Source organism: Paenibacillus sp. FSL M8-0228 (genome assembly GCF_038007385.1).
GTDB classification, from domain to species: domain Bacteria; phylum Bacillota; class Bacilli; order Paenibacillales; family Paenibacillaceae; genus Paenibacillus; species Paenibacillus polymyxa_D.
The window spans coordinates 1,295,043-1,309,129 of record NZ_JBBOXA010000001.1 but is presented as its reverse complement, the minus strand read 5'-3'; the positions used below and the strand labels follow the sequence as shown (position 1 = coordinate 1,309,129).

Genomic DNA, 14,087 nt, shown 5'->3' with positions numbered 1-14,087 from the left:
GGTTGCCATGACTAGTAAATCCGCTACAAAAAATGAAACGGGCCAATCGCTCCCCCTCCCAGGGCCGCAAGTGAAAGGCACCGTTTTTGCGATTCTGATTGCGATCAGTTTCGTCCATCTGTTCAATGACTCGATTCAATCGGTCATTCCAGCGATCTTTCCGATCTTAAAGGAATCTATGAGCCTGAACTACACGCAGATCGGCTGGATTTCATTCGCGATCAATTTTACAGCTTCAATCATGCAGCCTGTGATTGGCTTGTTTTCGGACAAACGGCCTACGCCCGCTATCCTTCCCATCGGCATGGGCTTTACGCTGACTGGCATGCTGTTGCTCGCCTATGCTGCCGATTATAAAGCGGTGCTGATCGCAGTCATCTTTGTGGGTCTGGGCTCGGCTGCCTTTCACCCTGAAGGCTCGCGCGTATCCCATATGGCGGCCGGGCCGCGTCGGGGATTGGCACAATCCATTTTTCAAGTTGGCGGTAATGCGGGCCAATCGCTGGCGCCGATGCTCACGAGCTGGATTTTTATCCCGTTGGGACAATTTGGTGCGATCTGGTTCACAGGTATTGCGGCAGCGGGAATTGTGGTGCAATCGTTCATCGCACGCTGGTACGGTAACGTCCTACGTACAGAAGGCATTGCACGCAAAAAAGCGGTGGCACGCCGCATGAAGCCCGAAGTGCGTAACCGCGTTATGTTTGCCATGATTGTCCTCATTCTACTGGTATTCGTCCGTTCGTGGTACTCGACCTCGGTCGGAAGCTACTATTCGTTTTACCTGATGGAAGTATTTAAAATGCCATTGGCTGATGCACAGCTTTACATTTTCCTGTTCCTCGGAGCTGGAGCGCTGGGCACCTTCTTTGGCGGTCCGCTCGCGGACCGTTTTGGTAAACGCAATATGATTTTTCTGTCCATGGTATTAGCTGCACCACTCGCGCTGGCACTACCTTATGCTAACCAATTCTGGACGGCAATCCTGCTGGCAATTATCGGATTTATTATGCTGTCTAGCTTTTCGGTCACAGTCGTATATGCACAAATGCTTGTGCCTGGTAAAATCGGGACCGTGTCTGGTCTCATTACGGGCCTGGCTTTTGGCCTTGGTGGTGTGGGCGCACTCGTACTCGGCAACTGGATCGACAAAGTAGGCATCACCCACATCATGTTCCTATGCGGCTTTTTGCCACTGCTCGGCATCTTAACCTTCCTGCTTCCTACAGATAAAACCCTGAACCGCTGGGCGGAAGAAAATGGAGCCGAAGTGTAACAGGCTAACGTGTGGCGGCCATCCTGGCCGCTGCACACCTTTATAGCCAACTAACGTGATTCCTCACTCTCTACTTCTGCCAAACGCATCAAAATCCGACGCTTCCGATACAGCATTTTCCCTGCTTCAGCTACGTCACTAATAGCGCTTCGGTTCGCAATGGAGCCAAACAAAATACCCGCAACCGGGACCATTTGAAGCAGCTTTTTCCATCCAAACTGGTCACGATAGGTGTTAATAACCTCTCTCCATCCCTGCATCTGGGAAAACACCTGTGCCTGACGTGAAGGATCATCGAACAAAGCCAGCTCCTCTAATACGGCCTTCTTCCCCACAATATCGGATGAAGCAAATTGCATACATTTAATAATAAAAATGCGTTCCTGCTTATCATGGGGATTAAAGCCATAGCACAAGGCTATTTCCTGAAGCACTTTGAGCGACAAGCCGAGCAAAAGAGGAATATCCGCCGCAATCGTAAACACACCGCCAATCCCCGTTGTTGCTCCCTGAGCGGTGGCAAAGGTAATGCGAGCCGATGTCATATCGTCGGCAGTCCGATTCATGATGGTTAGCGGGAGCTCAGCCGCCTGCTTCAACTCCCACATAGGTTCGACACTATGTTCTGAATCAACGTTTTCCCCGGCACGAGGCAGGTCCTGCGTATCCGAAGCGGAATCTGCACCATTTTGCTGAATGACATGTTCATAGGCCGTCTTTTTCAGCCTGTTCAGAACCGTTTCTTCCTTCACCAAATATTTGCCGCCGTTCTGAATGAAGCTGCCCAGCTCGTTAAGCAGTTGCTCCAGCTTGTCTTTAATGATTTTGGGCGTCAGCCGATCCAGCAACATAAAAGGCCATCTGCCGATTTTTTCCCAGAAAAAAATGTCCTTCTGTTCCTTCTCCCATTTTTCAATATTCTTCAACTCATGACGCAATACGTCCTGGCTTTCCCGATATTCTGTAAGCTGCTTCATAAGCGTAGACGTCTCCTTTTGACTATGCTAGTTTATGTATGGGTAATACGTAAGCAAGGCGAGTTCAGGTTTCTTTTTTTAGCAAACTAGATGATAAAGAAAGTTAAAAATTCATACAGATCGGAGTGTAATGATGAATAATGTAGAGCTTGTCCCTTACCATTGTGGGCATGATGCCATTTTACATACCTTCTACTTACCTGAGGAGCAGAAGCAGTTTACTGGAATGCCGGATGAAATGCTCATACTGGCCAAGGAAGATCCGCACCGCCATCCTGTCGTGATTACGGCTACTAGAAGACCCGTTGGATTTTTCATTTTATACAATGGGGATGAATTAGCGGACTATACGACTACTTCTGAGGCACTGCTGCTACGCGCGTTCTCTATTCATTACGCAGATCAGGGACAAGGATTCGCCAAAAAAGGGTTGCTTCTACTACCACAGTTCATCGCCAGACACTTCCCACATATTCGCGAGATTGTACTGGGCGTCAATGCCCGTAATCTGTCTGCCCAAAGTCTGTATCGCAAATGCGGCTTTATAGATGAAGGTGACACTAAAATGGGACAACACGGCTTGCAGCATATTTTTAAAATGAGCCTATAAGAGGTTGTTCAAAAAGTCGTCTTTCCATAACGAAGCTATTCAAGAAGCGGATTCGACGTCGAATCTTGAATTCAGCCGGGCCTTCCGTTGCTCACGTAGATCTGTCTACGCTCCGCTACTCAGTCCCTAGCTTCATCCAACCTTCTCGGTCCTGAAAAGCCGACTTTTTGAACACACACTATAAGTTGACCTCGATAGCCCTCGCCCAAATAGAAAAGCTTTCGGCACCAACGCCGAAAGCTTTTGTCGTTAAATCTTACCAATGGAAAAACTCAATTTGTAATTACCAAACTTCGTAAGTTCATCCAGCATGGTATTTAACTCTGTCTGTGAGGACATGCGCACCCGCATCCAATAACAGCCCTCCCCACTCACCCGGTGGATTTCAACAATATAGGGATGCTCCCGTGCAAAAGCTTGGAAAGCACTGTGAGTCGTTCCTGAATTCAAAAAAACCGTAATAAAGGCATGAATCGTCTGTCCAATTTTTTCAGGGTTCCAGCGCAGCGTATAGCCTTCGATAATGCCCGCATCCTGCATTTTTCGAACACGCGCCCCTACGGCTTGGCCTGTCAAATGAACAAGCTGGCCGATCTCCTTGTGCGATAAAGAGCTGTCTTCAATTAAATGATGAAGAATGCGCAAATCGGTGTCATCAGGTACGAATAGTTCCATAGTTATTATTTTTCCTTTCATGATGAAACGAGAATGCTAGTTTTCCTTTCAGCAGGCCGTAGCCTGTAGCTCCTTGCGTCAGATATGATTGTAACAGAAACAAAGAACCACCGAAAATACACTCGGTCAAAAAACATTCACTACCAAAAGGAGCTTCCATATATGAAAATCACACTAATCCGCAACGCAACCTTATGGCTGGAATACGCTGGAGTAAAATTTCTGATCGATCCGATGCTGAGCGATGCTGGCGCAAATCCGCCGGTCCCCAATACGGAAAATGCCCGCCGTAATCCACTGGTTCCCTTGCCGCCACAATGGCAGGCACTCGGACAGCCTGACGTTGTCATCGTCACACATTTACATCCCGATCATTGGGACCCGGCAGCAGTACGCTGGTTGGACAAACAAATTCCCGTCTTCTGTCAGCCCGGAAATGAAGAACAAATCACTGCTGATGGTTTTACACAGGTTACTCCGATTCCGTTGGCTGGTTCTGTGGGAGAAATTGAGATTATCCGTACAACCGGGCATCACGGCACCGGAGAAATTGGGGAGCAGATGGGACCCGTATCCGGCTTTGTTTTTCAGGCTCCAGGTGAGCCTGTCGTCTATTTGGCCGGGGATACGATCTGGTGCAGTGAAGTCGCGGAAACACTGGATAAATACCGCCCTGACTGGACGATCGTGAACGCTGGAGGAGCTCGATTTACGGTGGGTGATCCCATTATTATGACTGCCCAGGATGTAACGACGGTAGCACAACATGCCCCTTATACACAAATCGTGGCTGTCCACATGGAAGCAATCAATCATTGTCTACTAACTCGCTCAGAGCTTACGGAACATATCAACCGTGAAGGTTTAAAGGGGCGCGTCCATATTCCGGCAGATGGAGCGACGGTTTCGGAGTAAGGCGATCGTCCTGAGTCACCGTTTGCGCCTATTTTGAATATATTGGATTTCAAAACGTATAAAGAAGGGATTATCGATGAATTGGCAATATCCTAATTACGGTACAGAAACCCAATGTAAAGAAGTTCCGATTACTTTTCCTCCCCAGCATCAATATAGACAGCCGGGGTTGGAATACCTAATGGTTCCACGCCCTATTTATGATAATCCAAAGTATATCGGCACTGGAAAGCTTCAGGATCGGGTGGCTATTATTAGCGGTGGGGACAGTGGTATTGGTCGCGCGGTTGCAGTGGCATTTGCCAAGGAAGGGGCCGATGTGGTCATTGCCTATCTCGATGAGCATCGAGATGCTATGGAAACCCGTGATGTCATTCACAGGCTTGGCCGACGTTGTTTGTTAATTCCGGGGGATCTAAGGCTAAAAAGCAACTGCTGTCTGGTTGTTCAACAAACGATGGAAACCTTTGGTCGTATTGACATCCTGATTAACAACCTAGGTATTCAGTTTGTGCGCGAATCGTATCTGGATATCAGTGAGCAGCAGCTTCGTGATACGTTTGATACGAATATTATTTCCTTCTTCCATATGACTACAGAAGCATTGCCGTATATGCGGGCTGGGGCCAGCATCGTCAATACGGCATCGGTGACAGCCTATGTGGGTCAAAAGAATATGATTGATTATTCAGCTACCAAAGGAGCTATCGTCAGCTTCACCCGCGCTTTGGCTAATAATCTGGTCGATCAGGGTATTCGCGTGAATGCGATTGCTCCCGGTCCGATCTGGACTCCGCTGAATCCGGCCACACAGTCGCCTGAAGTCATTCGCACCTTCGGCAGCAATACACCAATGAAGCGTGCCGGGCAGCCTTATGAATTGGCTCCTGCCTATGTGCTGCTGGCTTCGGATGACGGTTCCTACATTACAGGCCAAACGCTGCATATAAACGGCGGCCAAATGGTCACGACTTAGTTTCGTTGGCTGATAGCCACAAGACCCAACAAGCAAGAAAACCTCCAGCATCCACATTTCTAGTGGAACTGGAGGTTTTCTTGTTTTACGATACCGAATCTGAGCTTAAGCAGATCTTTTGTTTTTGTTGTAAATATCGAAGGCAACCGCCAGCAGCAGCACCAAGCCCTTGATTCCTTGCTGCCAGTCAATACCCAGACCGATCAGAGACATACCGTTATTCAGTACGCCCATGACCAAACCACCGATAATGGCTCCAAAAACGGTTCCGATCCCGCCGGATGCGGAAGCTCCACCGATAAAGCAGGCTGCGATGGCATCTAGCTCGAAGTTCGTACCCGCTCTCGGCGTAGCCGCGTTCAGACGTGCAGCAAAGATCAGACCGGAAATGGCGGCCAGCACCCCCATGTTGACGAATACCCAGAACGTTACTTTTTTCGTTTTGACACCGGACAGACCCGCTGCCTTTTCATTTCCACCCAACGCATACACATGACGTCCCATAATCGTGCGGTTCATGACGAAGGAGTACACAACGATCAGTATGAACAGCAGCACGAGAATGTTAGGTATCCCCGCGTAGCTCGCGAGCATGAAGGTGAACAGATTGATGACCGCAGCTACCACAATCAACTTGAGTACAAATAAAGCTTGTGACGGAACCTCGAATCCATATTTAAGCTGAGAACGACGTTCGCGAAGTTCGTTCACGATAAACCATACCGTGAGTGCAATGCCGACAATGATGGATACCAGGTTATAACCGGTAGATGAAAAATCCGGCAGGAAGCCTGAACTGATTTTCTGGAAGCCCCCCGGAAATGGAGAGATCGATTGACCTTCCAGCACAATCATGGTCAATCCACGGAAGAGCAGCATTCCCGCCAATGTAACGATAAATGCCGGAATCCGTACATAAGCGACCCAGAACCCTTGCCATGCGCCGATTAACGCTCCGACCAGCAAAGATGCAATCACAGCGATCCATGCTGGAAGCTGCCAATCGACCATCATTATGGCGGCAACCGCACCGACAAAAGCGGCTATGGAGCCGACGGACAAATCAATATGCCCAGTGATGATGACCAGCACCATCCCGATCGCCAGCACGAGAATATAGCTGTTTTGCAGAATCAGATTGGTAATATTAATCGGCTTCAACAGCAGGCCGCCCGTCAGCACCTCGAACAAAATCATAATGACGACCAGCGCAATCATCATGCCATATTGGCGGATGTTATTTTTAAATAGTTTAGTTATGGTTTCCATGCTTCACGCCTCCTGACTTGGTCATATATCTCATCAACGTTTCCTGCGACGCGCCCTCACGGCTAACCTCTCCAGTGATCCGCCCAGCATTCATGACATAAATCCGGTCACACAAACCTAGTACCTCTGGCAGCTCGGACGAAATGACCAGCACTCCCTTGCCTTCAGCGGCAAGTCGATGAATAATGGTATAAATTTCATATTTGGCACCCACATCAATGCCGCGTGTCGGCTCATCCAGAATCAGAATATCCGGCCCGGCGAAAATCCATTTGCTCAGCACCACCTTCTGCTGATTGCCACCACTCAGGTTACCCGTTTTCTGTAAAATGCTCGGCGCTTTGATGTTCATGCTTTTTTTCATTTCCTCTGCAATGACGACTTCCTCCTGCTCATTGACGACAGCGCCCTTCGTCAGCTTGTTCAGGCCAGTCAGCGAAATATTACGCTTGATATCATCCATCAAAATGAGGCCATACTCCTTGCGATCCTCTGTCACATAGGCAAAGCCGTTGTTGATCGCGTCTGTAACCGTGTTGTTCTGGATCGGCTTGCCGTCTTTAATCAGCTGACCGGAAATGTTGCGTCCGTATGACTTGCCAAACACGCTCATCGCCAGCTCGGTCCGTCCCGCTCCCATCAGCCCGGCAATACCGACAATTTCACCGCGACGGATGTTCAAATTCACCTGATCCAGCACCTTGCGGTCTGCATGATGCTCGTGATACACCGTCCAATCCTTCACTTCCAGAACGACTTTGCCAATCTCGGCATGACGCTCTGGATAACGGCTGGTCAGATCACGTCCAACCATCCCGCTAATGATCCGATCCTCCGTGACCTCATCCTTTTTCATATCCAGTGTCTCAATCGTCTTCCCGTCCCGCAAAATCGTAATCGAATCCGACACCTTTGCGACTTCATTCAGCTTGTGGGAGATGAGAATGCAGGAAATGCCCTGTCTTTTAAATTCCAGCATCAAATTAAGCAGATTTTCACTATCATCCTCATTCAACGCCGCTGTCGGTTCATCGAGAATAAGCAACTTTACCTTTTTAGAGAGCGCTTTCGCAATTTCGACCAGTTGTTGCTTCCCGACCCCGATGTTCGTAACTAATGTATTGGGATTCTCACTCAAACCGACCTTGGACAGCAGATCGCGTGTACCCACAAAAGTCTCTTTCCAATCAATCACGCCGCCGCTGGCACGTTCGTTGCCCAGATAAATATTTTCCGCAATTGAGAGATACGGGATCAGCGCCAGCTCCTGATGGATAATGACAATGCCTAGTTCCTCGCTCTGCTTGATATCCTTGAACTCACACGTTTTGCCCTGGAAAACAATATCCCCTTCATAGGTTCCATGCGGATATACACCGCTTAGTACCTTCATCAGCGTCGACTTGCCCGCACCATTCTCACCGCACAAGGAATGGATTTCGCCTTCCTTGACCTTGAGATTTACATTTTCCAATGCCTTCACACCGGGAAAGGTTTTGGTAATTCCCTTCATTTCCAAAATGATTCCAGTCATGGGATACGCTCCTTTCGGTTGGATTCCTACTCTTATTTCAGTCCAATTTGCTCTTTGGTGTAATAGTGACTGCCGACAATATCCTTCTCCACATTCGTCCGATCTACCGAGATCGGATCAAGCAAGTAGGCAGGAATGACCTTTTTACCGTTGTTATAGGATTTGACGTCATTCACTTCCGCTTGTTTGCCCTGTAAAATGCTGTTGGCCATTACGACCGTTTGCTCAGCCAGCTTGCGGGTATCCTTAAATACAGTTTGCGTCTGCTCCCCAGCCACAATGGACTTGATGGAAGCCAGCTCCGCATCCTGCCCTGTAATGATCGGCAGCGGCTTGTTCGCTGATCCATATCCGACCCCTTTCAGGGATGAAATGATACCGATGCTAATGCCGTCATACGGGGATAGTACCGCGTCCAGATTGGCCCCTGAATAGTAGGCACTCAGCAGATTATCCATCCGCGACTGCGCTAAAGCTCCGTCCCATCGCAGTGTAGCGATCTGCGCCATCGTCATCTGCTTGCTGCGTACGACCAGCTTACCGGAATCAATGTACGGTTTAAGTACAGACATCGCACCATTAAAGAAGAAATAAGCGTTATTATCGTCCGGTGAACCACCGAACAGTTCGATATTGAAAGGGCCTTTGCCTTCCTTGAGTCCCAACTTTTTCTCAATATATGCCGCCTGTAGTACGCCCACCTTAAAGTTATCGAAAGTCGCATAATACGTCAGATACGGTGTGTTGCGAATCAGACGGTCGTAAGAAATGACCTGAATGCCTCGGTCATGTGCCTTCTGAATCACATCCGTCAGCGTGTTTCCGTCGACCGAAGCGATCACCATAACATTGACGCCCTTGGTGATCATATTTTCGATTTGGGAGATTTGGTTTTCTACTACGTCCTCGGCGTACTGTAAATCCGTTTTATAGCCTTGCTCCTGAAACAACCGGACCATATTTTCTCCGTCCCCTACCCAACGCTCGGACGATTTGGTCGGCATGGAAATGCCCACATAGCCTTTTTCCTTGCTGCCCGTTCCACTCTCCGCCAGATTGCAGGCCGAAAGCATCAGGGCCAAAACCAGAAGCCAAACGACAACAGCTCCTTTTTTCATATGAAGTTCCCCTTTCCTCATGTGATGCGGGTCAATTTGAAGGTAAGGATTTTGTAAAATCCTCAGGTCAGTGCTAATTAGAGTTGAGATGAGATAGCGCTTACATAAGTGAGGCGATGAGCACCTCTCTTTTTTTATGTGCAAACACATGGTATCATTCCAGGCCGGGAAAGGTCTTTGCTGGTTTTGAACTTTTTTTATAAAATTTTAACCTTTGTGTGTGGGGGGGAGGGTATTTGGATTTGAGGGAAATGAAGATTATCAGGAGATCACTCATTTATTTTGAAAACGAAAAAAGACTTAGCCTTTCTTACGATTGGCAAAGTCTCAATTTGTTGAATCATTAAATTGGCTATCTAAAGAGTTCACACAGACCCATGCTCCAACAGAGCCACAGCTTGAATATTTATGTTATGCGACGGAATCACTTCTTCGATCAATCAGAATTCTTCCTTGATCCTGATCTGTCATTGCTCTGCTATGTGCTCCAATAAATCTCCTGGCTGACACCCTAAAGCCGCACATAATTTGTCAATCACTTCTAGTGATACATATTCGTTCGTATTGAGCTTCGCCATTGTAGCAGACGAGATACCTGTCATTTTCAATAAATCCTGCTTCTTAATCTCCCTGTCGATCAATAATTTTTGAAAAGGTTTATAACTAATCATCTGGTATTCCTTTCACACATCAAGTGAATTTTTCTTTAATTATATGAAAGTATATTTTCTTTATCAAAAACATCTTCAACATGTATTGACTTGATTATTTGATATGGTAAAATTATATTTAACAAGTTGAACTTTTATTCACAAAATCAAATCCGTTGGATGGTGTTTAATTATGCATAATTCTTTAGAAGTCTTACTCGATTCACTGATTCGTAATCGAATTGAATCTTTATATGGCGAGCTTATCAAAAACAACTCCAGCTACAACCAATTCTCATCCGAACGGAATCTTTACTTCAAACAGTTACATGAACTACTACCAGAAGATATACAAAAGACTCTATTCCTTTTTGATGACGCAGACCTTTCTGTTCAAGCTATTTTAGAGCGTGAAATTTATTTGCAAGGTTTTAAGGACGCTCTTCACCTGCATAACGAATTACATATATCTTTAGATTGAGAGCCTATTGGCTCTTTTTTCTTTTGATTCTGTCGTATAACGTTCCTGTATTCACGACGTCCCACCGACTTAAGGTTCCATCAGGAGCCGGCTGCGCTTGCGCAGTTAGTCGGTGTGGTTGTGTCCGCCTGATCCCGCTTCCCTGCAAATTTCATCGGGCGGACCGAGGGAACGTCAGGTTCCAATGCGTTAATATAATGTTAGGTGAAGTAATCAACTTCATTGAAATACACTTAAAACCCATCTTACATAATGTAAAATGGGCTTTCGAAATTATATGTTCTGAAAAAATTTATTAAGCTCTAAGGAGGTATTAACTTGAACAAGCTCTCTTGTTCTAATTAATGTCTGATTGAAAATTCTATATCCCTGTTCATTCTTTACCACCTTATATTTCTTTCTTCTCCAATCTTTACATAAATATTCACTGTCAGATCGGACTATCCAGTCAGGTACTTCACTCTTTGTTTTAGCTAAATCTTTATAAAATGCATCTAAGGTTTTATATCGTAGTTTTATTGCATTATTTATTACTCTATTTATTTTTGAACAATATATAGGCAATTGAGGCATCACATTTATTAACCGATCGTTTGTAACAAGTTTAATTATTTGTTTTATTCCCTCTTGATAGGTATTATCAGGATCTAACTTTACCTTACTTAACTTAGCATAAGATTCTACGTCTGTTGGTAGTGTTCCATTAACTAATTGAAAAAGAATCAATCCTATTTGATATATATCCGATTGAATTGAATAAATTCCTTTTGAAAATACTTCAGATGATCTATACAGATAAGGTATAGGATCTTCAATCAATACTTTTGCACCGATAGACTTAACAGAACCTAAATCAATAATTATAGGCTTAATACCATCATATATGATGTTCTCAAGTTTCAAGTCACGGTGTACTAACCCAAGATTATGTACATCACTGACACCCACTATTAATTCCATGATGATATCAATTGCTTGCTTTAATGATATTTGTGATAGTCCACAAAATTTATCAAGCGTGTGCCCCTCAAGGTATTCCGTGACAATGACCAATTGAGACCCTGTCTGTGAGTCAATAAATGAATCAAATACATTCACAATATTTTGTTTATTTCTAAGATTAATCAGTGTTTCAACTTCATGTTCAATGTTTTGGCCTTCATCCCAAGGAATTGGAATAAATTTAACGAATACCTTTTTTTTAAAAGTTTCATGATAACCTTGAAATGCTACACTAGAACCTTCAAAGATCTCTTTCTCCAATTTGATGTTTCTTTCCTTTAAGAAGAAATCTTGATACATAGATAGATTAGAAGTGTCACTACTCATATTAATTCCTCTAATAACAAGTAAGCGATAACTTGCTGAGCTTTGGTTGAATATCTAACTTCGTTAAAACTCACCCATAATGGGTTTGTCGGAAGTTCCTTAAATTTCTTTTTGGTCTTTTGTGTTTTTATCTTAGTTAATTGTTTGGCATATCCAATGTCAGATATCGCCAAATCTATAATTCCTTCAGCCTTTACTCGCTCAATTGAAGGACTTCTTTGTCCATTTGAAGCGACCTCTAAAATTAATCTTTCAATTTCCGTGAATCTCTTAATTATCATTTGAATATAATTGTAAAGTTCTCTAAGAGACTCTCCAGAGTCGTTAGACAAAACAAACTTTTCAATTGCCAAGGATCGATCATTCTTATTGAAAGTAGATACATATATTTCATTTGAACTAATTGAAAAACCCAATATATTAATTTGTGACATCCCCTTTGATTATGGAACAATATATATGAAAATTCTACCACAAAAACATAGTGTTAGAAAAGGTCGTTTTATCTTAGAATTTGGGTTATTTCACCTAACGTTTCTGTATTCATGACCCCCAAAGGGGTTGTCTGCTGAAATTCTCCTTCGAAATCCATTTAGCAGACCAAGACTCCGTCAGGAGCCGCAACTTGAATATTTTGTTATGCGATAGTCTTTTATCTATAAAGTATTCTTTCACTCAAAATATAATCTTGAAAACTAATTGAGCCTTTTTTAAGATTTGTATCGTATACGATCAAAACACTGTCCTCTGGTATATTTTCAAGTATTATAGAGACGGCAGAACGAACCTGACTCATCGCCATATTTCTTTTAGGAGTATAATAATAATATTTTTTACATACTCCACTTGGTAATATAATATCTTTAGCTGTATACTTCCTAAAACCCACTTCATTTAATTTTATGACACAAATATCTTCAATGAAAAAAGCTGGTTTTTCTTCAAAAATGAGCGAAATAACGTTATTTCTGTTCTCGTATTTATAAGTCATAATCACCTTATTATTGTACTTTATTGAATAATTGTTCACAAAACCCAAACCCCTCTGTTCTGCTCTCTTTGCCTTTTCTAAACTGTCGAATTCATTACCACTAATGTACAAAGTTATTTCACTTGATGAAATTGCAAGTTTAATATCATCCGATCTTTCATGTTCAAAACCATTCATAATTAACTCAGTAAGTGTACACTTAGTATCTTGCCATAGAGAATCCGAAATTCTAATTTTCAAATCCTTAAAAAGAGAATTAAATATATTTTCATCCTCTCTAATTTGTATAAGTGTGTGATTGTCAAAATCATTATCACCTTCTAAACTCAATTCATCATAAAGTCCTAAAACAACTTCTCCATTAGAGATCTCGGCAATATTAGGCCTTTGTTGAATACCTTGATACTCACGACATATTGTTCTGACACTATTGAAAATATAATCATACATACTTCGAACAGTTAGATATCCATTTTTCAAGCTCTCACTCTTTCCTTGAAGCCCTTCTATCAAAAAAGTAGTAAATAGACTATATTCACTACTAGGAGATTCTTCATAAGATGGCTCATTTCTTCCGCTCGAACTAAGAAGAATTAGAGACCGTGACTCTTTTAGATAATCTTTAAGATTTCTGAAATTATAGCTTTCTATCCCCTTAACTACTGAATCTACGAAACCGCTAAAGCATGCATCAATAATTATCAACTTGTGCTTACACTCACATATTTCAACAATCTCAATAATTCTTTGTATCTCTATTAATTGAGTTTCCTCGCTATTCATCGAATCTGATGGGACAATAAAGTTTTTTCCATTACATGCATATCCATGTCCACTAAAGTAAATCACCAGATCTTCATTTACCGCCACTTCTTTAGTGATATTCTCTAATTTTTGAATAATATTCCTTTTTGTAGCTTCATTACGTAATCCATCTGAAACAATCACCTTACTCTTTTCTGCATTTAAGTTTAGGTTTTTCACTTTGCTAAAGACTTCAAAAACTCCTAAGGCATCTTTACATGCTTTGTTTAAATTTTGGAAACACTCGTTCTCATAGTTATTAACACCTATAGATAACATAACTTTCTTTCCGAGTCTTTCATTAAGTATTTCTCTTTGCCTTTTATTCATTCATATCGTCCTTTCATTTCTTTTTGATACGACTTTCACATAACGTTCTCGTATTCACGACACCTGACGAATGCCAGGTGTGTCCGGCTGCTTCCTACTTCCCTGAAATCCTTTTTTTCGGACTGAGGGTCTATACCTGATGCGTGAATATA

The 14,087-nt window shown here is 43.6% G+C and carries 14 protein-coding genes; 5 read left to right on the top strand and 9 right to left on the bottom strand.

What is annotated here, in order from left to right; all coding sequences use genetic code 11:
• Nucleotides 1–7: 7 nt before the first annotated feature.
• Nucleotides 8–1,276 (top strand): MFS transporter, encoded by a 1,269-nt coding sequence (locus tag MKY98_RS05950; protein WP_029516140.1) that lies wholly within the window; start codon nucleotides 8–10, stop codon nucleotides 1,274–1,276.
• 50 nt (nucleotides 1,277–1,326) lie between these two features.
• On the opposite strand, the gene MKY98_RS05945 is transcribed toward MKY98_RS05950, so the two are convergent.
• Nucleotides 1,327–2,253 (bottom strand): EcsC family protein, encoded by a 927-nt coding sequence (locus tag MKY98_RS05945; protein ID WP_069011533.1) that lies wholly within the window; start codon nucleotides 2,251–2,253, stop codon nucleotides 1,327–1,329.
• 133 nt (nucleotides 2,254–2,386) lie between these two features.
• On the opposite strand from MKY98_RS05945, the gene MKY98_RS05940 reads away from it, so the two are divergent.
• Entirely contained in the window at nucleotides 2,387–2,863 is a 477-nt protein-coding gene (locus MKY98_RS05940) for a GNAT family N-acetyltransferase (protein WP_081317578.1), read from the top strand.
• Nucleotides 2,864–3,112: 249 nt separating this feature from the next.
• Here MKY98_RS05940 and MKY98_RS05935 read toward each other — a convergent pair whose 3' ends face one another.
• Nucleotides 3,113–3,538: an Lrp/AsnC family transcriptional regulator gene (locus MKY98_RS05935; RefSeq protein WP_069011531.1), complete on the bottom strand. Its 426-nt coding sequence runs from the start codon at nucleotides 3,536–3,538 to the stop codon at nucleotides 3,113–3,115.
• Between the two features lie 162 nt (nucleotides 3,539–3,700).
• On the opposite strand from MKY98_RS05935, the gene MKY98_RS05930 reads away from it, so the two are divergent.
• Nucleotides 3,701–4,453, top strand: a complete 753-nt coding sequence (locus MKY98_RS05930) for an MBL fold metallo-hydrolase (RefSeq protein WP_069011530.1) — start codon at nucleotides 3,701–3,703, stop codon at nucleotides 4,451–4,453.
• A gap of 76 nt (nucleotides 4,454–4,529) precedes the next feature.
• Nucleotides 4,530–5,429 carry an SDR family oxidoreductase gene (locus tag MKY98_RS05925; protein WP_069011529.1) on the top strand — a complete coding sequence of 300 codons (900 nt, stop codon included), beginning with the start codon at nucleotides 4,530–4,532 and terminating at the stop codon, nucleotides 5,427–5,429.
• Nucleotides 5,430–5,534: 105 nt separating this feature from the next.
• Here MKY98_RS05925 and mmsB read toward each other — a convergent pair whose 3' ends face one another.
• The 4 genes from mmsB to MKY98_RS05905 all read right to left on the bottom strand — a co-directional run bounded on the left by mmsB (nucleotide 5,535) and on the right by MKY98_RS05905 (nucleotide 10,021).
• Complete coding sequence (mmsB, locus tag MKY98_RS05920; protein WP_039269462.1) at nucleotides 5,535–6,698, bottom strand: multiple monosaccharide ABC transporter permease; 1,164 nt, start codon at nucleotides 6,696–6,698, stop codon at nucleotides 5,535–5,537.
• Nucleotides 6,682–8,232 (bottom strand): multiple monosaccharide ABC transporter ATP-binding protein, encoded by a 1,551-nt coding sequence (gene mmsA, locus MKY98_RS05915; protein ID WP_069011528.1) that lies wholly within the window; start codon nucleotides 8,230–8,232, stop codon nucleotides 6,682–6,684. The genes mmsB and mmsA overlap by 17 nt, the downstream gene beginning before the upstream one ends.
• 32 nt (nucleotides 8,233–8,264) lie before the next feature.
• Complete coding sequence (gene chvE, locus MKY98_RS05910; RefSeq protein WP_069011527.1) at nucleotides 8,265–9,350, bottom strand: multiple monosaccharide ABC transporter substrate-binding protein; 1,086 nt, start codon at nucleotides 9,348–9,350, stop codon at nucleotides 8,265–8,267.
• A gap of 467 nt (nucleotides 9,351–9,817) precedes the next feature.
• Nucleotides 9,818–10,021, bottom strand: coding sequence for a helix-turn-helix domain-containing protein (locus MKY98_RS05905; protein ID WP_010345194.1), 204 nt, complete (start codon nucleotides 10,019–10,021; stop codon nucleotides 9,818–9,820).
• Between the two features lie 172 nt (nucleotides 10,022–10,193).
• On the opposite strand from MKY98_RS05905, the gene MKY98_RS05900 reads away from it, so the two are divergent.
• Complete coding sequence (locus tag MKY98_RS05900) at nucleotides 10,194–10,481, top strand: hypothetical protein (RefSeq protein ID WP_208332455.1); 288 nt, start codon at nucleotides 10,194–10,196, stop codon at nucleotides 10,479–10,481.
• Nucleotides 10,482–10,754: 273 nt separating this feature from the next.
• On the opposite strand, the gene MKY98_RS05895 is transcribed toward MKY98_RS05900, so the two are convergent.
• From MKY98_RS05895 to MKY98_RS05885, 3 genes are all read right to left on the bottom strand, one after another.
• Nucleotides 10,755–11,810 carry a protein kinase domain-containing protein gene (locus tag MKY98_RS05895; RefSeq protein ID WP_069010380.1) on the bottom strand — a complete coding sequence of 352 codons (1,056 nt, stop codon included), beginning with the start codon at nucleotides 11,808–11,810 and terminating at the stop codon, nucleotides 10,755–10,757.
• Complete coding sequence (locus MKY98_RS05890) at nucleotides 11,807–12,163, bottom strand: hypothetical protein (RefSeq protein WP_069010379.1); 357 nt, start codon at nucleotides 12,161–12,163, stop codon at nucleotides 11,807–11,809. Before MKY98_RS05890 ends, MKY98_RS05895 begins: the two co-directional genes overlap by 4 nt.
• Nucleotides 12,164–12,462: 299 nt before the next feature.
• Nucleotides 12,463–13,935, bottom strand: coding sequence for a caspase family protein (locus MKY98_RS05885; RefSeq protein ID WP_069010378.1), 1,473 nt, complete (start codon nucleotides 13,933–13,935; stop codon nucleotides 12,463–12,465).
• Nucleotides 13,936–14,087: the final 152 nt, after the last annotated feature.

Excerpts from the sequence above, each read along its gene's own strand:
- MKY98_RS05945 (WP_069011533.1), bottom strand. The coding sequence starts at position 2,253 with ATGAAGCAGCTTACAGAATATCGGGAAAGCCAGGACGTATTGCGTCAT.
- MKY98_RS05940 (WP_081317578.1), top strand. The coding sequence starts at position 2,387 with ATGAATAATGTAGAGCTTGTCCCTTACCATTGTGGGCATGATGCCATT.
- MKY98_RS05935 (WP_069011531.1), bottom strand. The coding sequence starts at position 3,538 with ATGGAACTATTCGTACCTGATGACACCGATTTGCGCATTCTTCATCAT.
- MKY98_RS05885 (WP_069010378.1), bottom strand. The coding sequence starts at position 13,935 with ATGAATAAAAGGCAAAGAGAAATACTTAATGAAAGACTCGGAAAGAAA.
- MKY98_RS05900 (WP_208332455.1), top strand. The coding sequence starts at position 10,194 with ATGCATAATTCTTTAGAAGTCTTACTCGATTCACTGATTCGTAATCGA.
- MKY98_RS05950 (WP_029516140.1), top strand. The coding sequence starts at position 8 with ATGACTAGTAAATCCGCTACAAAAAATGAAACGGGCCAATCGCTCCCC.
- mmsA (WP_069011528.1), bottom strand. The coding sequence starts at position 8,232 with ATGACTGGAATCATTTTGGAAATGAAGGGAATTACCAAAACCTTTCCC.
- MKY98_RS05895 (WP_069010380.1), bottom strand. The coding sequence starts at position 11,810 with ATGAGTAGTGACACTTCTAATCTATCTATGTATCAAGATTTCTTCTTA.
- mmsB (WP_039269462.1), bottom strand. The coding sequence starts at position 6,698 with ATGGAAACCATAACTAAACTATTTAAAAATAACATCCGCCAATATGGC.
- MKY98_RS05930 (WP_069011530.1), top strand. The coding sequence starts at position 3,701 with ATGAAAATCACACTAATCCGCAACGCAACCTTATGGCTGGAATACGCT.
- MKY98_RS05925 (WP_069011529.1), top strand. The coding sequence starts at position 4,530 with ATGAATTGGCAATATCCTAATTACGGTACAGAAACCCAATGTAAAGAA.
- chvE (WP_069011527.1), bottom strand. The coding sequence starts at position 9,350 with ATGAAAAAAGGAGCTGTTGTCGTTTGGCTTCTGGTTTTGGCCCTGATG.
- MKY98_RS05905 (WP_010345194.1), bottom strand. The coding sequence starts at position 10,021 with ATGATTAGTTATAAACCTTTTCAAAAATTATTGATCGACAGGGAGATT.